Origin of the sequence: Ornithinibacillus halotolerans, assembly GCF_014637405.1 — a bacterium.
Taxonomy (GTDB): Bacteria; Bacillota; Bacilli; order Bacillales; family Amphibacillaceae; genus Ornithinibacillus; species Ornithinibacillus halotolerans.
Genome location: NZ_BMEY01000008.1, coordinates 114,074 through 139,565 on the forward strand (window position 1 = coordinate 114,074; position 25,492 = coordinate 139,565).

At 35.6% G+C, this 25,492-nt stretch carries 13 protein-coding genes and 2 riboswitches; of the genes, 4 read left to right on the top strand and 9 right to left on the bottom strand.

Annotated features, from left to right (window positions below; all coding sequences use genetic code 11):
• Positions 1-24 precede the first annotated feature (24 nt).
• The gene (locus IEV35_RS09685; RefSeq protein WP_229740709.1) at positions 25-3,279 is read right to left on the bottom strand and encodes an AfsR/SARP family transcriptional regulator; all 3,255 of its coding nucleotides are present in this window, start codon (positions 3,277-3,279) and stop codon (positions 25-27) included.
• Between the two features lie 190 nt (positions 3,280-3,469).
• Between IEV35_RS09685 and msrA the strand changes: the two genes are divergently transcribed.
• The gene (msrA, locus tag IEV35_RS09690; RefSeq protein ID WP_188384455.1) at positions 3,470-3,994 is read left to right on the top strand and encodes a peptide-methionine (S)-S-oxide reductase MsrA; all 525 of its coding nucleotides are present in this window, start codon (positions 3,470-3,472) and stop codon (positions 3,992-3,994) included.
• A gap of 124 nt (positions 3,995-4,118) precedes the next feature.
• Positions 4,119-5,282, top strand: a complete 1,164-nt coding sequence (locus tag IEV35_RS09695) for an MFS transporter (protein ID WP_188384456.1) — start codon at positions 4,119-4,121, stop codon at positions 5,280-5,282.
• Between the two features lie 402 nt (positions 5,283-5,684).
• On the opposite strand, the gene IEV35_RS09700 is transcribed toward IEV35_RS09695, so the two are convergent.
• From IEV35_RS09700 to IEV35_RS09725, 6 genes are all read right to left on the bottom strand, one after another.
• Complete coding sequence (locus IEV35_RS09700) at positions 5,685-6,974, bottom strand: NCS2 family permease (protein ID WP_188384457.1); 1,290 nt, start codon at positions 6,972-6,974, stop codon at positions 5,685-5,687.
• 140 nt (positions 6,975-7,114) lie between these two features.
• Positions 7,115-7,215: riboswitch (purine riboswitch) on the bottom strand.
• A 90-nt stretch (positions 7,216-7,305) separates the two neighbouring features.
• Entirely contained in the window at positions 7,306-8,838 is a 1,533-nt protein-coding gene (gene guaA, locus IEV35_RS09705) for a glutamine-hydrolyzing GMP synthase (RefSeq protein ID WP_308419780.1), read from the bottom strand.
• A 126-nt stretch (positions 8,839-8,964) separates the two neighbouring features.
• A riboswitch (purine riboswitch) is annotated at positions 8,965-9,066 on the bottom strand.
• A 28-nt stretch (positions 9,067-9,094) separates the two neighbouring features.
• Entirely contained in the window at positions 9,095-11,290 is a 2,196-nt protein-coding gene (locus tag IEV35_RS09710; protein WP_188384458.1) for a DUF4129 domain-containing transglutaminase family protein, read from the bottom strand.
• Positions 11,287-12,555 (bottom strand): DUF58 domain-containing protein, encoded by a 1,269-nt coding sequence (locus IEV35_RS09715; protein WP_188384459.1) that lies wholly within the window; start codon positions 12,553-12,555, stop codon positions 11,287-11,289. Before IEV35_RS09715 ends, IEV35_RS09710 begins: the two co-directional genes overlap by 4 nt.
• A gap of 3 nt (positions 12,556-12,558) precedes the next feature.
• Positions 12,559-13,515 carry an AAA family ATPase gene (locus IEV35_RS09720; protein ID WP_188384460.1) on the bottom strand — a complete coding sequence of 319 codons (957 nt, stop codon included), beginning with the start codon at positions 13,513-13,515 and terminating at the stop codon, positions 12,559-12,561.
• 136 nt (positions 13,516-13,651) lie between these two features.
• Entirely contained in the window at positions 13,652-15,163 is a 1,512-nt protein-coding gene (locus tag IEV35_RS09725; protein ID WP_188384461.1) for an amidase, read from the bottom strand.
• A 256-nt stretch (positions 15,164-15,419) separates the two neighbouring features.
• Between IEV35_RS09725 and IEV35_RS09730 the strand changes: the two genes are divergently transcribed.
• Positions 15,420-17,201: an ABC transporter substrate-binding protein gene (locus IEV35_RS09730; RefSeq protein WP_188384462.1), complete on the top strand. Its 1,782-nt coding sequence runs from the start codon at positions 15,420-15,422 to the stop codon at positions 17,199-17,201.
• 344 nt (positions 17,202-17,545) lie between these two features.
• On the top strand, positions 17,546-18,307 hold the full coding sequence (locus IEV35_RS09735; protein ID WP_229740710.1) for a sulfite exporter TauE/SafE family protein: 762 nt from the start codon (positions 17,546-17,548) through the stop codon (positions 18,305-18,307).
• A gap of 121 nt (positions 18,308-18,428) precedes the next feature.
• On the opposite strand, the gene IEV35_RS09740 is transcribed toward IEV35_RS09735, so the two are convergent.
• Both IEV35_RS09740 and IEV35_RS09745 read right to left on the bottom strand, forming a co-directional pair.
• The gene (locus tag IEV35_RS09740) at positions 18,429-19,016 is read right to left on the bottom strand and encodes a class D sortase (RefSeq protein WP_188384464.1); all 588 of its coding nucleotides are present in this window, start codon (positions 19,014-19,016) and stop codon (positions 18,429-18,431) included.
• A gap of 139 nt (positions 19,017-19,155) precedes the next feature.
• Complete coding sequence (locus IEV35_RS09745) at positions 19,156-25,245, bottom strand: CLIPPER-2 domain-containing protein (RefSeq protein ID WP_188384465.1); 6,090 nt, start codon at positions 25,243-25,245, stop codon at positions 19,156-19,158.
• Between the last annotated feature and the right edge of the window lie 247 nt (positions 25,246-25,492).

Here is a 25,492-nt window from a genome sequence, read left to right on the forward strand (position 1 = left end):
ACCTTCTAATATTCATTAGAAGGTTCAATAATTTCTTAATTCCTCTGACTCTATAATTAAATGATACATCTCTCTAGTAGGCATCATTGGTTCTACTCCTAGTTCTTCTTCTAATACATTACAACACTTTTCGTACCACCTTATCGCTTGGGGACGATTGTTTAATTGATAATAGCTATACATTAACAATCGATATGCTTCTTCCCATGTTTGGTCAATCTGAATTATCTTCTCACATAATTCTATACAGCTGTGAAAGTCATGTAATCTAACAGATATTTGAGCTAACTTTTCTACACCCCGTAAGTATAATGTTTGGAGTCGCTCGCGCTCAGCTTGACACCAAGTAGCAAAACGTAAATCCTCTAAATAACTTCCTCTATACAATCTTATTGCCTTCTCAATTAATGCTTTAGCTTGCTTGTCTTCTTTTGCTTCAATCCCTCTTGTCATCCAATTTTCAAAGTCATGAATGTCTAATTCATAACCTGATTCTGGATTTAACCCATAATAACTCCCTTTCCGGAGAATAAAGTATGATTCTTCTCGTGCCTTTCGTCTTGGTTCTAGTGCTTTTAATAAAGCATTAAAAGAGACTTTAAAATTCTTATTCGCATTATCGTGGTCTAAATCTGGCCAGAGCGATGAAAATATCTCCTCTTTAGAAAGAAGCTTATTCCGATACGTGACAAAAAGTTCAAATAGTTCCTTTGCTTTTCCACGTTGCCAATCACGATCCTCTACTTGCTTAGAACCAATAGACACTCGCAAATACCCTAAGGCAGATACTTGTAGCGTATAACCCGGATGATTATTAATATCTTCGTCAATTTGTAAATCCACTAAATACTTCGACACAAGTTGAGGAGTTATTCCTAGTTGCTTTGCTTTAAGTAAAAGTGGTACAAAATTTTGCAAATCAGTTGGACCAAATGGGGTTTGTTTTTTGAAAAAGAAGTCAAACTCCTCTGTATGAATCTCTTGTATAAAAAGTTCAAAACTCCTCTTGAATACGCTGTCATTTTCTTCTTCATATGCCACATAAGCCGACCAAAAAGCTGTCACCATTATTCCATAACGGTCTCCGCAACTAATAAAGTCTTCATGTACTTCCTCTAATAACACTTTTGCCTTATCATAATGCCTATTATATATTTCTGTAACTAACAAACTTAATTTAATTAACGCACTGAGCCATTTATCTTTTACTTTCTCTGTTTCTATCAAACCTTTTCTAGCGGCTTCAACAGCTCTTTCATATTCCCCACTTCTACCATAAAGAACAGAAAGACCCATATATGGCTCTGCCTTTCCTCTAGAAATATTAATCTTTTCCATCATATCTAGTGATGTTTCATAGCATTCCTCAGCAAGTCTTGAATCATATCTTTCTAGTAATTGAACTGCATGTCCCATTCGCATCCATCCACAAGCTTCTACGAATGGAGATTGTGTTGACAGTCCAAGTTGAATACCATCGGAGGCTAATTTTTTACTCTCTTCCCCATTTCCCATAAACGATTCTATAATAGATAAAATAAGATCTGTCTCACGATGGGATTGTGGCAAGTGCTTTTGGAAGGAATCACTAGTTTGTCCTTTACGTTTTAACAAGACTTCTTTAGCCTTTTGTAACTTACCAGTTCGAAGTAGAATTCTACCTTCTAAATTTCCATCTTCAATTGGGATATTTAACGATTTTGCTCGTTCAAACCACGATTCTGCTTTACCAGCTTGACCTAGGTTTAGAAGATTTTCAGCTAGTAATTGATAGAGTTGTGCCATCTCTTCTTTTGGTGTATCCGCCATTTCTCGCATATGAATGGCTTGCTTCACAAAACGCTCCGCTTGATCAGGCTGGATGGTATCTAAGTAAATTCTGGCCTTCCCCTCAAATGCTAGACCAATCAAATTATAATGTCCCTGGTCATAACCAGGAATAATACTAATAATTTTGTCAAAGTTCTTTTCTGCTTTGTCATATTGGGAGCGGTATCTTTCAATCTCACCTTGGTAGAAATATAGAACTGGGTAAATTTGTTTCAACTCGTCTGGAATCGTTATTAATAAATCATATAGGCTTTGTAATCTTCCAGAACGAAGCATAACTAGTCCATATTCCTGCAATATCATTGCCATTTGTGGAAACTTTTCTATCTTACGGTAATGATATAATGCACTTTCGATGTCGCCTTGCCTTTCAAAATATTGTGCTGCTTTAATATGTAATCGATTATATTCATTAGGATAAGTTTTCTGTAATCGATTCTCCAAAAAAGCTTTAAAAAGTGCATGGTAACGGAAGTAATTCTCCTCACCCTCAACGATAAATAAATTTTGTTCTAGTAATCCTTGTAATATATCTTCAGAACCATTTATTTGTAAAACGTGGTCACAAGCTTTTGGTAGTAAAACATCCATAATACTAGATTGTAGTAAGAACTGTTGAATAATTAGTGATTGTTTATTTAATACTTCTGATGCTAGGTAACCGAACAGATCTTCTAAGGAAGTTTGTCGGTTTTGAAAAATCTTTTCTATCGCTGCCTCATCTTCTAATTGCTGGGTCAACATATTAAACGCAATTGCCCAACCTTCAGTCAATTCATAGATTTTATCAATTTTTTCCTCACTTAATTCTATATCTAATATATCCTCTAGCACAAAGTACATTTCTTGAGGAGAAAGGATTAAATCCTCTTGAGTAATCTCTAATAAATCGCCTTTTACTTTTAGCTTAGACAAGATATCCCATTTCGGTCTATTTCTACTGGATATAACGAGGTGGATATTAGATGGTGCATGTTCTAAAATAAACAGGATCCATTTCTCAATCTCGAATGAAGCATGTACATGATGAAAATCATCTAAAATGATGGTGATTTCTTCCTTGATATCCATTAGCTCATTAATAAAAGTAGATGCTAACGCATAAATTTGCTCCGTATCTATGTAGTGTCCAATCTCTTGATATTTTTTATTAATATTTCCCCCAAAATTAGGATATATTAACTTAACTGATTCTACTATCTTCGTAAAGAATGGTAGAATATCATCATCTGTTTCGGAAATAGAATACCAGCATGCCTTCATCTTCGTGTCATGTAAATATAAAGAGAGCGCTGTACTCTTTCCATACCCTGCTCCAGCATAGAGAAGTGTTAGTGTATGAGTCGAAATAGCCGATAGTTTTTTATTCAATTTTCCACGTCGAATAAACCTCTCACGAATTGGCGGGGCTGCATATTGACTTTGAACGATAGGAATATTTCGCATCATAACTCACTCCTTTTTTAAAAGTAATACCACATAAAAGTCTCAATCTTCTATCATTTTATCACATATCTAGCCTTCTGGAGCAAATTCATTGTATACCTTCTTATAAAATATGGTATAGTTTTTAAATAATATATTCTATTGAAAACGAAATTATGTTGTAAAGCTTATTGTTAAATATGGAGGAAATAGAATGACAAACTTTAAAAAAGCTACTTTTGCTGGCGGTTGCTTCTGGTGTATGGTCAAGCCATTTGATCAGTGGGATGGTGTACATGCTGTCATATCTGGTTACACAGGTGGACATGTGGAAAATCCTACTTATGAACAAGTGAAAACTGGGCAAACCGGACATTATGAAGCAGTTGAAATTACATATGATCCTACTATTATCACGTTTGATGAAATATTAGAAGTCTATTGGCGTCAAATTGATCCAACAGATGCAGGTGGACAGTTCCAAGACCGTGGTGATCAGTATCGAACAGCTATTTTTTATCATGATGAAGAACAAAAAGAAATAGCAAGCAACTCGAAACAAACATTAGAAAATAGCGGGAAATTTACTAAACCTATAGTAACCGAAATTCTACCAGTCGCTACTTTCTTCCCGGCTGAAGAATATCATCAAGATTTTTATAAGAAAAGTGAAAAGGAATATAAAGAAGATCGGGCTAAATCAGGCCGTGACGAATTTATTGCGGAAAATTGGCAGTAATTTTTAAGGCACCCTACTAGTTGGGGTGTTTTTTTGAGCGTAGAACTATTCCTATGAAATATTTCTTAATTACATCCAAAGTAGTATAATTACTTATACTTTATTCCTAAAAGGAGCTGACATCTTGGCAAATCACGAATCATTAGTACCATTAAAAATGCTATTATTTAGTTTTCATGCGACAAACACTATTATACTCAGTTTTCTTCCACTCTATCTAGAATACAAGGAACTATCCGAAACAGAGATTGGTTGGGTTCTTGCAATAGGACCATTAGCATCAATCTTTGCTCAACCGTTCTGGGGGTATATGAGTGATAAATTTAAAACGGTTAAATATGTATTACTCGTATGTGTTATTGGTCTTCTTATCTTCAGTACTATATTCTTTCAAATGAATGGTTTAATTGCCATTATGCTGATGGGGGCAGTATTTTACTTTTTCACTACTCCAATCGGTGGACTGGGAGATAGCCTTGCCCAAAGAAGAGCAGATGAAGTTGGTATATCATTCGGATCCATTCGTACTTGGGGTTCAGTTGGATTTGCCATTTCCTCACTTGTAATTGGTGGAATATTAACCAAATACGGTGTCCAATATATGATTTGGCCTTACCTACTCTTTGGTTTTATTGCTTTACTTGTTGTCCTTCGTATTAAAGACGTCAAAGTTGAATCAGATCCAGTAAAACTGAAAGATGTCGGGATTCTAATGAAAAATAAATCATTTCTTTTTTTCTTACTAGCTATTATCTTCCTATCGGTCACCCACAGAACAAATGATAGTTTTATTGGATTGTACATTTCAGAATTAGGTGGAAGTGCAGGATTAGTTGGATTAGGATGGTTTGTTGGAGTTATGACAGAAGCTATAGTATTTGCTACAGCAGGTTTATGGTACCGGAAATTCCATCCATTAATTTTCGTAATGGGAGCAGGAATTTTATATAGTATCCGTTGGTTTATTTATGGAACTGCAACTGACCCAATGTTTATAATCGGTTTGCAATTCTTGCATGGATTAACATTTGGTGTATTTTATTTAGCGGCATTAGATTTCGTAACACGCCTTATTCCAAATATACTCCAATCAACCGGTCATTTAGTTTATTATGCAGTCTTCTTCGGAATTAGTGGTATTATTGGTTCCCTTGGTGGCGGAGCAATTATGGATCACTTTAATGGTGGTACGTTGTATCATCTATTAGGATTTGTCTCGTTAATAGGAACTGCAGCTATCTTGATTTACCATGTTATGTTCTCTCGGAATCGAGCAGTCAGTCAATAAGTAGGAAAAACCCCTTCCACGTGGTGATGGAGGGGGATTTTTTTGCTGTTGGCGTGGATTAGGCGGTGTTAATATTCATTTTGAATGATAGCTGGTTAAGAAATGAGGTTTGACGGGCTCCCATTCTTCATTTTGAAGAGTTGCTTGCACTGAAATGAGGTTTGGCGTGCTTTCATTCTTCATTTTGAATGGATACTTGCACCGAAATGAGGTTTGACGCACTCCCATTCTTCATTTTGAACGGGCGCTTGAACCAAAATGACGTATGACACGCTCCCATTCTTCATTTCACACAGGTGCCACCCATAAAATAATAAATGAAACTCCTCCTCACCAAAAAAAACATGCGAAATTCAATACTGAACTTCACATGTTTTCCTTAGTTATTAAACTATTAATATATTATAGGAAAATAAAATAACAAACAAAAATTACAAATAGGCCATACATTACTGGATGAATTTCTTTTGCTCGTTTAGCAACTAACATTGTAATTGGGTAGAAAATAAATCCAATCGCAATACCTGTAGCGATGCTGTATGTTAAAGGCATCATTAATACAGTTAAGAATGCTGGTACTGCAATAGCAAAGTCATTCCAATCAATATCCTTCAATGCAGTACACATTAGCACACCGACAATAATTAATGCTGGTGCTGTTACTGCTGACGTTACAACACTTAGTAATGGTGAGAAGAATAGAGCTAGTAAAAAGAAACCAGCTGTTACAACAGATGCAAATCCAGAACGAGCTCCTACTCCAACACCTGCAGTAGATTCTACAAATGAAGTAGTTGTTGAAGTACCTACCACAGATCCGACTACAGTTGCTGCTGAGTCAGCAAATAATGCTCTACCTGCACGAGGTAATTTATTATCCTTCACTAATCCTGCTTGAGATGCTACAGCAACTAGCGTACCTGCTGTATCAAAGAAGTCAACGAATAGAAATGTTAAAATAACAACTAGCATTTCCACTGTGAAAATATCACCAAAGTTTACAAAAGCTTGCCCGAATGTTGGTTCAAGACTTGGTATACTACCGATAATTCCGTTGAATTCTGATTGACCAAAGATTAAGCTTACAATTGCTGTGATAACCATCCCATAGAAAATTCCTGCTTTAATTCCTAATGCCATTAATATTACAGTGACAACAAGACCAAAAATTGCAAGTAATACTACAGGAGAAGTTAAGTCACCTAGTGCTACTAATGTAGCATCATCTGCTTTGATAATTTCAGCACTTTGTAAACCAACAAATGCAATAAATAAACCAATCCCAGCACCAACTGCTTTTTTCAACGCAGCCGGAATAGCGTTAATAACTTTTTCACGAAGACCAGTTAATGTTAAAACGATAAAAATAAGTCCAGAAGCTAAAACCCCAGCTAACGCAGTTTCCCAAGGAATACCCATTCCAATAACAACTGAGAAAGCAAAAAATGCGTTTAGTCCCATTCCAGGTGCAAGTGCAATCGGGTATCTTGCAATTACCCCCATAAATAACGTACCAACTGCAGCAGCTATTGCAGTTGCAGTAAATACTGCTCCCGGATCCATGCCTGCTGCACTAAGAATATCTGGGTTAACGAATAAAATATAAGCCATTGCTAGGAAGGTTGTTAATCCTCCCATAAACTCTGTACGATAATTAGTACCTAATCTTTCAAACTCAAAATACTTCTTCATTACTTTTCCCCCTAATAATAGAATAAGTGCAAAGAAAAAGCATGCTTAAATCCCCCATTTTTAGGGATCCAAGCATGCTACCGTAAAACTATGCAAGAAAAGTAATTAGATCATAGTTATAAACAAAAGCAAACTATTATCTATATGTTACTTATCTGCGTAGTCAGACCATTTACGGTGGTCTGGTAGAAACTTTGGGCCGTATTCCCTAAATTATACGCAAAGAATATATTCTTTTTAATAACTTTCTGATGCTATATTACTATTTCATCCGATATCTGTCAATCGTTTTCCGAACGTTTTTTTGTAAACTTTTTTTAACGTTCGTGTTTTACTCCCACTCGATTGTTGCAGGTGGTTTACTAGTAATGTCGTACACTACTCTATTTATATGTGCAACTTCATTAACAATTCGTGTTGAAACTTTTTCTAACACATCAAATGGAATTCGAGCCCAGTCTGAAGTCATTCCATCAATAGATGTTACCGCACGAATACCAATAGTGTAATCATATGTGCGAGTATCTCCCATAACACCTACACTTCTAATATTAGGTAGTACTGTGAAATACTGCCAAACATCACGGTCAAGCCCAGCTTTAGCAATTTCATCGCGTAAAATAGCATCTGATTCACGAACTATTTCTAGTTTTTCTTCCGTTACTTCTCCTAAAACTCGAATAGCAAGACCTGGACCAGGGAATGGCTGACGCCAAACAATGCGATCTGGTAAACCTAATTGTGTACCAAGCTCACGAACTTCATCTTTAAATAATGTATTTAAAGGCTCGATTAATTCAAACTGCATATCTTCCGGTAACCCACCTACATTATGATGGGATTTAATTGTTTGGGCAGTATCTGTACCACTTTCAATAATGTCCGTATATAAAGTACCTTGAGCAAGGTAATCAATATCCTTTAATTTAGCAGCTTCATCATCAAAAACATAGATAAATTCATTTCCAATAATTTTTCGCTTTTTCTCTGGATCATCGACACCTTCTAGTTTACTTAAGAAGCGATCTTTAGCATCAACTTTAATAACATTCATATCAAAGTCCTCCGTAAAGACTTTCATAACATCATCCGCTTCATTTTTGCGAAGTAAACCATGATCAACGAAAATACAAGTTAATTGATTACCAATTGCTTTATGAATAAGTGCTGCAACAACAGATGAGTCTACGCCACCACTTAGAGCACAAAGAACTTTACGGTCGCCAACTCTTTTCTGTATTGCTGCGATTTCTTGATCAATGAAATTCTCAATCGTCCAATCACCTTTAGCTTTACAAATAGTAAAAACAAAGTTATTTAATAATTGATTTCCAAATTCAGAATGACGTACTTCTGGATGAAACTGTACTCCATACATGTTTTTCTCCGTATTACTAAATGCTGTTACGGGAGTAGATGCATTCGTAGCGTCAACTGTGAAATTTGCAGGTGCCTCTACCACTTTATCACCGTGACTCATCCAAACTGTTTGCTCTTCAGGAGTATCATTAAACAATACTGGATTATTGTTTAACGAAATAACTGCTTTACCATACTCTCGTTTCTCTGTTTTACTAACTTTTCCACCATAATGTAAAGCCATTAATTGCATACCATAGCAGATTCCGAGCACTGGTATTCCTAAATCAAATACTCTTTCATCCGGACGAAAACTATTCTCATCATAAACACTATGAGGACCACCAGAAAGAATGATTCCTTTAGGATTCATTGCTTTTATTTCTTCAATGGTAAGTTTATGAGAATGTAGTTCACTATAGACACCAAATTCCCGAATTCTTCTTGTTATTAATTGATTGTATTGACTACCGAAATCGAGTACTAAAATCATTTCATTGTCCATGTCTATTCTCCCTATTCTAGTTTAGTAAAATTGTAAAATTACAAAAAAACCTGGATTTCTCCTTAATCTACACAATGTAAGAATACATTATACAAATAGAAAAAGGCAGAAATCCAGATTTAAATAATCTAGATATTCGGCCTTCATAGTCAAGGTATTTAAGGTACCTCGGTAGAAACTTTCGAACCATATTATCGAGGATATATGAAAGCAAATATATTATTAAACTTATTTTACTAGTGACATGAAACGTACGTCAACCTAATATCCGTTTAATTAAATTTTTCCACAAATTAGAAACTTCTTCATTAAGCAGATTAGAAGGATCTCTTTGATAAATAAGCTTTTCATAGTGGCTAGTTAATTCGCCCATTTCTGTCGTACCATACCAATCATCAATTCGTAACGCATATTCTCTTAATGTCTGGTCTGGTTCTTTATGAAAGCCTTCTTTACTCAGTAATTTTAAAATATAATGATAGGCATCTTGGTATGCTTGAGCATCATTGTGCTTCAATAGTTTCTTTTGCATAAAGTACGTACGTATTTCATATCTCTTCCAAAATAGGATTGAAGCTATCAGAACTATTATTACTAATAAAATGCCACCATGAATAAGTGTGAAACTAAACTTAGTTTCATCCCCTGTAGAAGGACTAAACACATCTTCCACTTGTTTATCTTGTTCACCACGTATCTCGTCTTGCTCAGGAACTTCCGGTGCTACATCTGGTGCGTCAAGGAAGTCATCCTCAGTTGACGTTTCTACAGCATAATTAGTTGGTGCATTGAAACCTTGAGTTGGTTCAAATGGCACCCAGCCAACATCTTCAAAATATACCTCTACCCAAGAATGTGCATTGGCATTTGTTACTTCGTATACATCATATTCTCCATCATTAATATTACTTTCTATTATATCTCCACTTGTAAATCCTTTTACCCATCTAGCAGGTATATCTAAAGTACGTAGCATTACAACCATGGAAGTGGAGAAGTTATCACAATAACCTGCTTTCGTATCAAATAAAAATTGATCAACATAATCCTCTTCCTCACCTGGAACAGCTACATCACTTATTTGATAGACAAATCCATTCCTGGAAAAGTAACTTTCTATAGCACGAACTTTATCAAATTGGTTGGTGTACCCAGAGGTAATTTCCTCCGCTAAATCATAGACCCTTTCTGGTAATGTTGCAGGTAGTCTAGTGTACATAGTTACAAACTCTTCATTACTTGATGGACCACTTTCCCGCATCATCTCACGGGAATAGGTTGGACTATCATAGATCATTCTATAGTTCGTTAAATAAACATCTTTATTGTCAACTTCTGTTTTTATTTCACCATTTAAGTTATCTAACTTTAATTCGATATTATCGCTTGGCAATTGAACTTGTCTAACACCATATGGATAGATTAATTTTGGAATTCTTGCTTTATCATCGAATTCCAATGTAACATCATGTCGTTCTGTTTCTATTACAGGATGAAATGTTTCAAATTCAATATTATTAGCATCCTGTTCCACAAATTGTTGTTTCTCAGAATTAATCCACCCTTTACCAGTATAGAAATCCTTAGATTCTATCCGAAAATAATTCTTTTCTTTCATATACGCTTTAAAAACAGGGGTATAATCCTGAACAAAGGAGCCACCTAATCGTTCATCATTTTCACCGTACCCTACTTTCTGTACTTTTCCATTTCCAAAACCATTACCGTTTACAGCACTTTCAAGATATGGGACTGGATCTGGCCATTGTGGTTCTAATTTCGGTGCTGCATATCCAACAACAGAAGAAAATAAAACAATACTAATGAGCGGCAGAATCCAAATTGGTCCGGTCTTCAACCGACTCACTTGAATATTTTCACGTTGCATTTCTTTCAGCACATTAGCAATACCTAATGACAAGAATACAATAACAAAGGTACGAAAAATGGCCCAATCTGCACTGTACACCGTAAAAGTATCTAGAAGTGTAATATAGACAAAGGTTAATATACTAAACACTAATACTCGTTTAACTTGTACAAACCAGTAATAGATTAAATAACTCATGAGCCAAATAATGACTAGAAATAATAAAGTACGGAATAAATTAGATAAATCAAACCACTGTCTTGCTAGTATTGCTTTAATATTGAAGACAACATCAGATGTTAACTCACTGTACCACAGTTTACTTAACATGCTATGCTCAGAATAAATTCCATTTAGGATAAAAATAATTCCGAAACCTTTTAATAGGAAGGATAGCCACCATTTTACACGAAGTGCTGTAATGAAAAAGCAAAAAAACGTATAAATAATAAATATGCCAATGTATACCGTATCTGTTACTTGTTCAACAGGATATATCCATTCTAAAAACAATAAAAGACCAGCTACATACAATATTGAGGTATAGATAAACGAACTATTTGTTTGGTTTAAGCGACTCATAGCGTATTCACCTCAATCGGATCTGTGACTAATTCTTTTTCTGTTAGTATACTAATGCCCACCCCTTCATTACGTAGGCTATGGATGATTCGATATTCTTCAGCAGAAATACGATTTTCAGCTTGAATAAATAGAATTAGCATCTTTTTCTCTCGTAATCTTACATGTTGTAAGGATTCTTTTAATTCATCGTCTAAATGGGTTGTGAGAATAACAACATAATAGCTATTATGAAGCTTTTTAGTTTCTTCTTTTAGTTTTCTTGAGAATATATAATTTTTGCTTGGTTGAACTTGTGTTAAGTGCTTTCTAATCCACTCCATTTTAGATGGATCATGCTTAACAGGAAAGGAAACGGTGTCTTCCCCAATCGATAGAAACCCTACTTGTGAAGATTGCTTTCTAATTACTTCCATTAAAGAAATACTTAATTCAACGGCCGCTTCATATGCAAGTAAATTTATTCCATTGTGATAGCAACTGTTTAAAATTACTAGAGTATCCGTGCTTTTTTCCTGTTCAAATTCTTTTGTCATAACATCATTTTTCTTTGCGGTTTGCTTCCAGTCGATCCATGAAAACTTATCACCAGGCATATATTCTCGAACACCGGTTGCTACATTTGTATTCTTTAAGTTCGTAGCATAAGTAGAAATAGAGCCTTGTTCATAGCTATTCATTTTTTCTACTAAACGAAGTGACCTTTCTACTGGATAAACAACTAACTCATTATGAAGTGAAAAAAAATGTTCTTTTTTTACAAGACCAAATATATCTCCTGTTCTTACACGAACTGCTGAAAGAATATGATTACCTCTCGGAAGTTGATTAAGATGATAGGTAATACTAAAATTACGTTTGAACCAAGGAAAGATAATTTTTTTCACTTCTCTGTTATTATAAAGTTTATTCGGTTGCTCCAAATACTGATATTTTGCCTGCCTTAAATCCATTCGGTTTAATGACTCAGGAAATGCTTCTTCTATAATTGCATAATAGATGGGAAATGGGATTTTACGTCTTATTTGAATGGTTACTGTTACTCGGTCTCCTGTTGCAACAACATGTTTCTTCATTTTTCTTTCCACTTTCCAATTTGATATAGGATAAAATGAAATTCCAACTATATAAAGAAAAATTGGAAGAAAGCTATAAAATAAAAACCAACTCGTAAAGCCACCTTGAAACATTGCATAAGAAAATAAGATGGCAAATATTAATAAAATGAAGATAACATTTCGCAGGAAACGGAATGCTCCAGCCATTACTTAAAAGTCCTTTCGAATTGGTACAAACGTTTGTTTAACAATTGTTTCTACAATCTGCCTTGCTGTTTTCCCATCATATTTTGCTTCTGACGTTAAAATAATTCGGTGTGTTAATACAAATGGCGCTAAGTACTTCACGTCATCTGGCAGTACAAAATCACGACCTTTAATATATGCAAAGGCTTTAGCAGCTTTCATTAATGCAATAGATCCCCGTGGACTAACTCCTAGGAAAATAGATTCATGATTACGTGTTTCACGAACTAAATTAATAATATATTGCTGAATATTTTTTTCGATATAAACGTTGTGAACTTCTTCTTGGAGTTTAACTAAATCTTCTTTTGTCATTACAGGTGAGATTGTTTCGATAGGGTGCTCTTTAGAAGTTCTTTCTAACATTTCTAGCTCATCCTCAAGTGTCGGATAACCCATTGAAAGTTTTAATATAAATCTATCTAATTGAGCTTCTGGTAGTGGATAAGTTCCTTCATATTCAATAGGGTTCTGAGTCGCCATAACAAAAAAAGGTTTTTGTAATGGAATTGTGTTTCCATCAACTGTAACACTATGCTCTTCCATTCCTTCTAATAGGGCGGATTGTGTCTTAGGTGAAGTTCGGTTAATTTCATCTGCTAGGACAATATTACCAAGAATTGGCCCACCTCGGAATTCAAATTCCATTTCTTTTGGATTATAAATAGAAACACCTGTTACATCAGAAGGTAATAAGTCTGGTGTAAATTGAATTCTCTTAAACTCACAATCTAATGATCTTGCGAGTGTTCGTACGAGCATCGTCTTTCCTACACCTGGCACGTCTTCTAGTAACACATGCCCTTCAGCTAATAATGCTACTAAACTTAAAATAGCAACATCTTCTTTACCAATCATTACTTTGTTTACATTATTAATAACTCTTTCTACTTTTTCGTTATATACCATGGTCTCCTGCATCAACTACGCCCCTCTAATCTATAATTACTATTTCTCTTTTACTATACTAAAAATATGGTAGTTAGTAAAAGGTTACTTAAAATATATTATTTTCAAAAAAGTTAAATTTTAAACTAGGGGGAAAGTCCCCCCTAGTTTAATTTGTTGCTACTATTTCCTTCAAAAATGGATTTTGCATTAAATCAATCCACATATCTGTTTGTTCTATTTGGTAGGCAAGTTGAAGTAGTCGGTGTTCTTCTCCTTTTGATGCCATTACTTGAACACCTAATGGTAGACCTTCTTCTGATAAATAGACAGGTAAGGAGACTGCTGGTTGACCAGTAAGATTAGCTAATTGGGTAAATGGTGTATACGTTAAACTCGGAAGGAACATTTCATAAATCAGTTCCTGTTTTCCATCCTTGTCCAACTTCTCAATCCTTTCCCTAAGTTCCATTTGACTTTCCTCTGAATGAGTTAATTCTCCTACTTTTGGAGCAGTGTAGGCAGTTGCAGGTGTAATGTAAAAATCATAATGTTCGTGTAGTTTTGCCATTTGTGCTGCAGCAGTGTCCCAAGATGCAAGACTATATGTAAACTCCGCTGCTGAAACTGATTTACCAGCGATATTCAATAACCATGATTCAATCTCCATATCTCCTGCTGTCAATTCTCTACCTAAAGCACGCTCTAAATTAAATACTAACGAAGCCATTTCTCCACTATTCATTAAATAATAGTTACGCATTAATTGAATTCCGTCCACATCATTTTCCTTCTCTTCAACAATATGCCCTTCTTTTTCCAACCAAGAGATAACATTTATAACTGCTTTCTTTGCGTCTTCTGAAACCGGTGTTCCGACAGGGGAATTTGTTGTATATGCAATTCTGAGAGGCTTATTAAAAGGCTTTTTCATCTCTTCTTGATATGTTCCGTTAAAAAGAGGAACCTGAAAAGCTGCCTCTGGTTGAACAACTTGTAATAAATCGAGAAACCCTGCACTATCACGAACCGTTCTAGATAATGCAAAGTCAATGGATGCACCTTGCCATTGGCGTCCAACACCTGGACCTACTGGAGTACGACCTCTTGTTGGTTTTAATCCAAATAATCCTGAGAAAGAGGCAGGAATACGGATAGAACCACCACCATCACTTGCACCAGCAATAGGTACAATTCCACTAGCAATTGCTGCTGCAGCTCCACCACTTGATCCCCCTGGAGAATACTCAGTATTCCAAGGATTTCTAGATGGCCCATAAAGTACTGGCTCCGTTATATTTTTCAACCCAAACTCCGGTGTATTCGTGGAACCAAGAAATAGTAAGCCGGCTTGTTCTATTCTTTTCACAAAATTGGAACTTTGCTTAGAAAAGTTGGAGCGTAGTAGTCTTGAACCAGATGTTATTGGTTCGCCATTTAAACTTTGAGAAATATTTTTTAATAAAAATGGAATACCGGAAAATCCTGTACCAACTTTTCTATTCTCCGCTTCTTGTAATGCTTTTTCTTTTCTATCATGGATCACTGCATTTAAAGTTGGGTTTACCTTTTCCATTTGTTGGATACTTAGTTCTACAAGTTCTTTTGGTGTCACTTCTTTTTTCTGGACTAAATGTGCCATTTCTGTAGCATCTAATGTTACATATGTTCGAAGATCCATTCTTTGCACCTCTTTATATATATTTATTGTCAGTTTATCATTTGAACTAAAAATGTCCATAAAGTGCTCTTAAACTATAATACAAAAAAGCTAACAATATAAATACGAATAATATAAAACAACCATTCATACTATGTTACGAACAAGCGTTAAGTCGTCATGGCTATAACGATTGAACTGAAAATGTCTTTAAATCCTATAATTATGCTCCTTACTCGACCTAATTATTGACTACTAAAAAGGAGGAATTTTTTTGTTGAACAAAAGTAGGTATCCCTTGTTCATTGTTTTTGTGATTCTAGTAGCTATCACTCTATTTGCCTGCGAAAGCAATGAACAAACTAATGAGCCTATAGAAAAACAGAAGATAGAAATAAATAATGTAAAAATGAACGATGAGCCTCTAGGAAGTGTTGAAATAACAGGAGCACTATATGCAACTCCAACTGGGGTGTTTAACCCTATCTTCATCCAAGATGCATACGAAGAAAGCATCCTTTCTTTCACACATGAACAATTAGTTACCCAAAATGAAAGTCTTGAATTCATTCCACAATTAGCAAAGAAATGGGAAGTAAATGAAGATTATACGGAACTTACCGTATATTTGGAGGAAGGAATCAAATGGCATGACGGTGAGAAATTTACAGCACATGATGTTTTATTCACTTATCAAGTAATTGCTGATCCAGATTATATAGAAGCTGGAGGTCTCCGAACCGCTTTTGTCCAGCCTCTACTAGGTTATAATGAATATGTTCAAGGAAATGTGGAAGAATTTACTGGAATTCAAGTTATTAATGATTATACGATTAAATTTGTTTACAAGGAGCCAACCGTTAATCCCTTATTCTATATTAGTGCTCCAATTATTCCAGAACATATTTTTAAAGATATTCCCGTAGCTGATATTCCTAATGCTCCTGAATCAACACAGCCTGATAAAGTAATTGGTACTGGACCATTTATTTTTACGCATTTGGAAGAGGGAGATAGGTATGTTTTGAAACGTTTTGATAACTATTGGCAAGGTCAACCCTTTATAGATACAGTGGTGTGGCAGGTTGTGGCGCCCCCTGTCCTACCTGGGCTAATGGAATCAGGAGAAATAGACTTTATCGCAGATCCAATTGGCATCCAGCCGCCAGAGGTAAATAAGTTTAGTAATCTTACGAAAATCACTTTAATAGAACAATCTGATTTCAATTATCAATTGCTTGGATACAAACACAATCACCTAACTCCAGATGATATTGATGCAGGGATCATTAATCCAAATAATTGGGTTGCTAATGATAAACTATCAACTGAAATTCGGGAAGCTATTTCGTATGCAATAGATCGAAATAAATTAATTGATGAAGTTTACGATGGTCATGGCACTGTATTACATGCACCTATTCCAATTCAATCTTGGGCCTATAACGAAGAATTATCGACTAACTACAATTATAATCCTGAAAAAGCTAAATCAATTTTAGATGAATTAGGCTATATAGATACCGAGGATGATGACAAGTTCCGTGAAGATGCAAACGGAAATGAGTGGGTATTAAACTTTAATTACCCTACTGGGAATGAAATCCGAGAAAAAACTGCCGAACATATCCAAGTAATGCTTAATGAAATTGGCATCAATGTGAATATGCGGAAATCAGATACTTTCGCTCAATACATTAAAGATTTATCCAATAACAGTAATGATTGGGACTTATATTTAATGGAATGGGACATACCAACTATAGACCCAGACCCATCATACATTTGGCAAACAGAGTCTCCTTATAATTTCTCACGCTGGCATTCTCCCGAATCAGAAGAACTGTTGAACAAAGCACTATCTACCCCAGACGCTTTTGATGAAGGATATCGACAAAAAGTTTACAAAGAATGGCAACAGATTTTCTCAACAGATTTACCAGCATTAATATTATTTTCACCGAATACAATTTGGGCTTATAATGAACGTATTCAAGGGGTAAATCCATTACCTACCACCATGTTCCATGACGTCCATTTGTGGCAGGTAAAAGATTGATAGTAATTCATGAATAATAGTATACAAATTTAACGGATATCTTTGCTTCATGGCATAGATATCCGCTTTTCTTTTTATATCCTTTAAAATCCAAACTAGTGCGTTCATTACATCTTATTAAATTTAGTTAACACTTTCCTTTCAATTGTACATGTCATGGAAATTTTGTATAACCAACTAAACCTTTCCTTCATAAAATAACTACATAACATTCTCCTCTGTCACTTTTCCAGATGTCACCTAGACTATTTTTGTCCAATTCACATCAAATATTAAGACCTCTTACAGATCAAACTTATCATCTGGTCATTCTAAAAATCTGCTATTCTTTTGAGGTGTATAATGTGAACGTCGAGTTTATTTTTGTAGGTTTTATTGTAGGTATTTTAATTGGTTTAGCTGGAGTTGGAGGCGCTTCCATCCTCACTCCTTTATTAATCTTCATGGGAATCCCACCTTCTACAGCCATTGGTACAGACTTTCTATACAATTCGATAACGAAAGCTTTCGGAACATGGCAACACTTTAGACAAAAAACAATCAATATTACAATAGTGAAATACCTATCCCTTGGAAGTCTTCCAACAGCAATTATAGCTAATTTCCTTTTCCATTATTATTTGATTGATTACTATAATGAGAGATTGATTCTCCTTATTCTTGGAATTGTACTGTTGACCATTTCCTTAGTTACATTAATTCAAATTCTCTTCCAAATCGAAGTAAATAATCGTTGGAAAGAAAAAACAGTAAAAGATAAAAAAGTATTACTCATAAGCTTTGGTGTATGTATTGGGACCATCGTTGGAATAACCTCGGTTGGTGCTGGTAGTCTAGTTGCCTTATTCTTACTGTATTTCTTCCATATAAAATCCTCTAAATTAGTTGGCACAGATATTGCACATGCCTTTATTCTAACTTCCATTCCCGGTATATTAATGGCTAGCTACGGACATGTCAATCTTGCATTGTTACTTCTCCTAATCTGTGGTTCCATCCCTGGTTCCATTATCGGAAGCAAGTTAACATTGAAGTTTTCTTCCAAGCACATCCGTATTCTTATCCTAGTTATTATAGTAATAAGTGGGATAAAGTTAATTTTTTAAGAAGTCGAGCAAAAATAAAAAGGTGCTTAGTTCAGCGCCTTTTCCCTTTGTAGATGAATATTTAATTGTATCTAATCCACACAGCTTAGTAGTACATATTATATAAAAATCTTGGTGGAATCTATACTGGTTTAGCGTAGACTAAATAACGGTCTTCAGGACGGGTTAACGAGAAAAATGGGTAGCATGTCATTAAAACTAGTTCTTCGAAGTCATTATTTCCTACTCTCCATGTTTCACTTTCATGAGCAACTTCAGAATAATCAATGATATATTCAAACCTACCGAATGGAGTATTTATAAAAATGTTGTCACCAGGGTTCAAATCACCTATGTTTAGAAATGCGGAATCATTATGAGCAGATAGGAAAACTTGCTCCCCATCACTCGGTAAAGCGGTCCTCGGATCATGTCCAATGCCATAACGGAGATGCTCTAATTCCGAACCATAAACTATAGGTAAAAGTAATTCTATTGCCGGTATCTCTAATGTGCCGTACACCTCGCCAATTCTTGGTTCAAAATCTTTCCGTTTTAATAGTTTATTAACATCTATATCGTCATCATTGTAGCCATAATTCATTAAGATATCGTGTGCTTCTTTTGTTTGGTAATTACTCCCAAGATAGAAATCATATAATAAATAACCAACCGTAATTAAAACTATTAATCCAGAAATAATAAATATTCTGCCTATCCACCTTAACAAGGCACACAACTCCCTTAATAAACTTTATAATTCTTATCATTTATAAAAAAGGGGACAAAAGGAATTCCTCTAAAACTACTGGAAAAGTGTAGTTCCATTGTAGTGTATGAGAATCAGTTTTGTCCCCGCCCCATTTTAATTAATCATTTATTATTGTTTTACGTCTTCTATTAATCCCCAGCATTGTGGTACCTGCGGCTAATAATAATAATCCTAATCCTGTTAGACCGAACAAATTATTACTAGTTTGGACTAGTTTATCATCTGTTGGTGGAATCGCTTGTTCTATAGGTATGACAATAGAATCTTTATCCGAAACAGATTTACCATTTGATGTATGCCCTGTTACATCTGCTATGTTCTCTATTTCTTGCTTTTCTAAATCGGCATTAGTCACGATGTATTTCTCTGTCATGATAATTGTCTCTCCAGGTAGAAGTGTTGTTTTTCCTAATGTAATCGTTCCGCCTAGCATAGGGTCATTAAGCACAATATCTTTTAAAGTAACATTTCCTGTGTTCGTTACTTTAAATGTATACGTAACTACTTGACCAACCTTTGTAGCTTTGTCCATATCACTAGTTTTCTCAAGGCTGATGGAAGGTGATAGCTCTCCCTCAACTAATACACTGTCCTTATCAGTGACCTCTTCACCTTTTAAATCCTTACCAGTTACTATTGCATCGTTGATAACTTTTCCATTATCAACATCTTGTTGCGTAATGTTATATGTCGCTTCTGCAACTAGAATATCACCTGGCTTTAACGTGATAGTTGAGGAATCCTTAACCACTTCACCATTAATGGATACATACTGAATCTCACTAACACCTTCTAGTAAATCAGTAATTCTGACATCTGTTAGTGAAACATTCCCTACGTTCACTACTGTAAATCTGTATTGAATGTCTTCATTAACTACTAAGTCTGTACGATCTGCTTCTTTAATTAGGTTAATGGCAGGATTCTGAATAACTGGAACTTCATCCTTAGCCTCATCCCTTGGTTTTTCTGGGTTGTTTGGATTGTCAGGATCCTCTGGATCATAGCCAGGTGGTGTACCTTCTACTGTTGCAATATTTACAATCTCGCCGTTATCCATATCCGCTTGAGTCACGATGTATGTTGCTGTTCCTACTGTTGACTCTCCTGGTGCTAAGGTTGTTTTCTCTAACTCTATTAAAACGTCTAGCATTGGATCATTCACTATTACATCTGTTAATGTCACATTTCCTGTGTTTGTTGCGGTAAAAGTATACGTGATTTCTTGGCCAACTTCTGTTACTTTTTCCACATCACTTGTTTTTTCTAGTTCGATTACTGGGTACTGTTCTTGTTCAACAATTTCGTCGGCAATATCCGTTACTTCCTCATTATTCGGAGATAATCCAATAACGGTTGCTTGATTCGTAACATGCCCATTATCCACATCTTGCTGCGTAATAGTGTACGTTGCCTCTGCTACTAGAACATCATCAGGCTCTAGTGTAATTGATGGCGGATTCGTTATCTCTTCTCCATTGATTGAAATATAGGTAATTTCACTAATACCTTCTAATCTATCTGTAATAGTTATCTGTGTTAATGTCACATTTCCTGTATTTGTTGCTGTAAACGTGTAACCAATCTGTTCTCCAGCAACTAAATCATCACGATCCGCACTCTTTATCAACTGAATGGCTGGTGTTTGTTCTACAGCAACCCTATTCTCATCTTCATCCTTTGGTTTTTGTGGATGATTTGGATTATCAGGATCCTCTGGGTCATAACCAGGCGGCGTTCCTTCTGCTACTGCTAGATTAATAATCTCACCTTGATCGATATCTGCTTGCGTTACAATATATGTTGCTGTTCCTACAGTTGACTCTCCAGGTGCTAATGTTGTTTTTTCTAATTCTATAGTAACATCTAGCATCGGGTCGTTCACGGTTACACCAGTCAATGTCACATTTCCTGTGTTTGTTGCGGTAAAAGTATACGTGATTTCTTGGCCAACTTCTGTTACTTCTTCCACATCACTTGTTTTTTCTAGTTCGATCGCGGGAAAACGTTCTTGTTCTACGATTTCATCATCTTTATCTGTTACTTCTACATTTGTAGGAGATGTTCCTTTTACAGTTGCCTCATTAGCTACTTGTCCATTATCCACATCTGCTTGTGTGATGGTATAGATCGCTTTTGCAAGTAACATATCATCAGGCTTTAATGTAATAGACGGTGTAGAATTTAATGTCAAATATGGTACATCTCTAAGAAGTTTATTAGAATCATGTGTATTTACCTCAGAAGATGCCAGATTTGAATATGTGTTCCATAATTCATATGCTTCCCCAGTTATAATAGGTTGACCATTAATTGAAACATATTCAATCTCACTAATACCTTCTAAAATATCACTTATTACTACATTTTCTAGAGTTACATTCCCTGTATTTACTACTGTAAATAGATATTCGATTTGTTCTCCTGCAATTAGCCCTTCTCTATCCGTTTCTTTTTCTAATGAGATGGCTGGTGTTTGTTCAACTGAAACTAAATCATCATCTTGATCCATTGGTTTTGGAGGACGGTTTGGATCATTTGGATTGTAGTTTGGTGGTGAACCTACTGTTGTTGCCGTATTGAGAATCTTGCCTCGGTCTATATCCTCTTGAGTTACATAATATGTTGCTGTACCTATCGTAGACTCACCTGGTTCTAAAACAGTAGATTCTAGTGTAATATCTCCACCTAACATCGGATCGTTTACTTGAACATCTGTCAAGGTTACTTTACCAGCGTTAGTTACAGTAAATGTATATGTTACCTGTTGGTCAACTTGTGTGACTAAATCAACATCGCTTGTTTTTTCAAGTAAAATACTCGCTTTTAAGGTAACATCACTATCTTGATCTTCTACTTGTGTACCTTTAGGAGTTTCACCTGTAGCCTCAGCCGTATTGTGTACCTCACCAGCTTCAAAATCTTGCTCAGTTATTACATAGTCTACTTCAATTTCAGTTGTCTCACCTGGATCGAGCGTTACATCGTTTAATTCAATATCGCCACCTAATAGCGGATCATTTAATTGAACGTTCGTTAGTCTGATTTCCCCAGTGTTTGTGATAACCAATTTATATGTTACGGTTTGTCCAATCTCGGTAAATACTTCTTGAATGCTGCGTTTTTCAAGATGAATACTACCTACTGGAACTTCTACTTCATCCGTATCCTCTGGTTCTGGATGATTTGGATTGGGTGGTGTACCAGTTGCTGTAGCTACATTCATAATTTTCCCACGTTCCATATCTTCCTCTGTTACGGTATAGATGGCAGTGCCTGTAGTTGATTCATTAGGTGCTAACGTTGTTTTATTTAAACTTATATCTATTCCTAAGTCATTTATCATTGGGTCGTTTACTTGAACATCGGTCAATGTTACATTACCGGTATTCGTTACGGTAAATGTATACGTAATTTGCTGGCCGGCTTCCGTAACTTCTTCTACATTACTTGACTTCTTCAATTCAATTCCAGAGTTAACTACTGCATGTATCTCTACGCTGTCGTTGTCTTCTACCACATCACCATTTGGATCCGTTCCATTTACAGTGGCAAAGTTGACAACTTCTCCAGAATCTACATCAGCTTGTGTTACTGTATATGTTGCCTCGGCAACTAATACATCTCCTGGCTTTAATATAATGTTTGTCGGGTCAGCAACTACATTGCCATTAATTGATAGATAGGTTATCTCACTTAATCCATCTAATTCATCAGTCAAGGTTACATTAGATAATGTCACATTCCCACTATTGGTTGCCGTGAATGTATAACGAATCTCTTCCCCTGTTACAAGGTGGTCACGATTTGCTTCTTTTTCTAATAAAATGTCTGCCGTTTGCTCTGCTAAAACCATGTTATCATCTTCATCCGTTACGATTTGAGGACCATTTGGATTACCTGGATCGTAATTTGGCGGTGTTCCTTTCGTTGTTGCTGTATTGATAATTTCACCACGGTCTACATCAGTTTGAGTAACAACATAAGTTGCCGTTCCTATTGTTGATTCACCCGGTGCTAACTTATTCTTTTCAAGCTCAATCGTCCCACCTAACATAGGGTCATTTACTTGAACATTTGTTAACGTCACATTTCCTGTATTTGTTACGGTAAATGTATACGTGATTTCTTGACCTTGTTCAGTCACTACCTGAATATCACTAGTTTTTTCTAATAAAATATCCGGGACTAACTGTTGAGAAATCTTTACATCATCTTCATCCTTGACGGTAGTTTGATCAGGTGTCGTAGACGTACCAGTTACGGTTGCATGATTAATTACTTGACCACTGTCTACATCTTCCTGTGTAATTGTGTATGTTGCCTTAGCAATTAGTATATCTTGAGGTTTCAAGACGATAGCAGTTGGATCATCTATTTCTTCCCCATTAACAGTTTCAAATGTAATTTCACTTATTCCCTCTAATTCATCTGCTAACTGGATATTGTCAAGAGGGACATTTCCTGTATTCGTTACCGTGAATGTAAATTCAATCTGTTCCCCTGCAACAAGGCCATCACGATTTGCCTCTTTCACTAACGTAATTTCAGGATTAACAATTAGTTTATTAGTAATAGTTAATGGATTATCAGGGTTAACTACGGGTTCATATCCTTCTACCGTCTCTTCTTCCACATAATAATTAATCAGATTTCCGTAGCGGTCAAATTTTATTTGATTTAGGAATTCGTATTCCCATGTTCCACCTGCATCCGGTACTACTGTTGCCCGTTCTACTTCGGTAGGTACTCCTTGTTTATCGCGCATTAACTTAATGGTAATGTTATTTGGTCTATTCTCCTCAAGCCCATAATCCTCCCATAACTTCACACCAGAAACAGAAATACCTTTAGTAGAAGCATAAGGTTCTGGAAACACATTTCTTTCATCTGGGTGGGAGGCCCTCGGTACTAATATTGTTTCACCATTAGTTCGGTAAAATTGGTCTGTTTCAAAACTTTCTTCTTCCGTATCGATTTGTACTTTATAACGAAGAGTAACAATTTCATCTTCCCCAAGATTCAACCCATTTATTTTAATTGTTTGCCCTTCTGTTGTAACAGTAACTCCATTTAACAACGCTGGATTAGATGCATCTAAGTAATAGCTACCATCTGTTAGTTGATTATTTGAAGCTCGTGTGAAATTCTCACCACCTTGTAAAACAAACATTTCTCCGATTGGGTCCACTACTGAACCATTTACAATTGATTTATTGAACTTTGTCGCTATTTCCTCTAAATGTGCTTGCAACTGTCCAACCGTTGATGCAAAATATGCATGATCAGGAGAAGAAGATATACTTGTCATTAACTGCTCTGCTTCTTCTTGTGTTGCACCGTTACCACCACTAATTTCTACAGCAATTGTATAAAGTTCATAACGACTTTTTAATCCGTCAGCTTCACGAATGGTATTATTACCATTATGGAAATTATTTGTAGCGTAATTCGATCCATCACCTACAACATTACGTTGTGTATTGTAGCTGAAGGTAGGTACTCCATCTGTAATAGTTACGATTACCTTTTTGTCAGCCGTACTATTATTTAAAATAATTCCAGCCTCTTCTAATCCTTGTTGCGTGAATGTACCACCATGCCATGTATTCGTATTCCCACCACGGTCCTGAGGTACATTACTTGGGAGTTTACTCGTAATATTAGCTGGATTTTTTGTCAATGTTTTAAATGAATAGTCATCTGTTCGCCCTGGATAGTTTGACCAAGTACGTTGTCTCCCATCAAATACCACACTACCATAAGTAACTAGAGCTACTTGGAAATTGTTATTAGCACCATGTAATAGCCCATTGACAAAGTTTGTCGTGGCATCTTTAGCAATTGTAACTCGTTGATTGTTATTCATACTATTTGAGTTATCATACACGAGCACAATATCTGTTGTTTCAATTTGTGTAGCATCCTTCCCTTCAATAGTTAGATCAATAAAGTACTCTCCTGGTTTATTTCCCCAGGATACCTTTTTATCAATCATTGCCCGTTCATATTCTCTTCCTGTCTTTTCATTACGAATGTCCCCATGTTCGCCCGTTTCTACATCATATTGTTCATTGGCAACCACGATTTGAGTTGGAATTGACGTCGTAAACATGTAGAAGACAATCAAGAAAATCGAAAATAGTTTGAAAGCTCGTTTACTTACTACTTCTTTAAACCAATTCAATATAGATCTCCTCTCCCTATATTATTCCAGTAATACTTTGCAGCCTTTAGTATTGTAACGAATGATTCTATACAAATTCTTTACATAAATGAAAGCGTATTAATGACCACATATGGAATAAAGTATTGTTTAAAAAAAGCTGAGACAAGCTCATTTTCATAGAGTAAAATGATAATAGAACTTTAAGGGGACTGTCCCCACTGGGTTGAAATTGCTGCCTGGTATAAACAGTGGCTTGATTCTACAG

Bases quoted from the DNA above. Each gene is read 5' to 3' on its own strand.
- IEV35_RS09685 (WP_229740709.1), bottom strand. From the start codon at position 3,279: ATGATGCGAAATATTCCTATCGTTCAAAGTCAATATGCAGCCCCGCCA.
- msrA (WP_188384455.1), top strand. From the start codon at position 3,470: ATGACAAACTTTAAAAAAGCTACTTTTGCTGGCGGTTGCTTCTGGTGT.
- IEV35_RS09700 (WP_188384457.1), bottom strand. From the start codon at position 6,974: ATGAAGAAGTATTTTGAGTTTGAAAGATTAGGTACTAATTATCGTACA.
- guaA (WP_308419780.1), bottom strand. From the start codon at position 8,838: ATGGACAATGAAATGATTTTAGTACTCGATTTCGGTAGTCAATACAAT.
- IEV35_RS09710 (WP_188384458.1), bottom strand. From the start codon at position 11,290: ATGAGTCGCTTAAACCAAACAAATAGTTCGTTTATCTATACCTCAATA.
- IEV35_RS09715 (WP_188384459.1), bottom strand. From the start codon at position 12,555: ATGGCTGGAGCATTCCGTTTCCTGCGAAATGTTATCTTCATTTTATTA.
- IEV35_RS09720 (WP_188384460.1), bottom strand. From the start codon at position 13,515: ATGCAGGAGACCATGGTATATAACGAAAAAGTAGAAAGAGTTATTAAT.
- IEV35_RS09725 (WP_188384461.1), bottom strand. From the start codon at position 15,163: ATGGATCTTCGAACATATGTAACATTAGATGCTACAGAAATGGCACAT.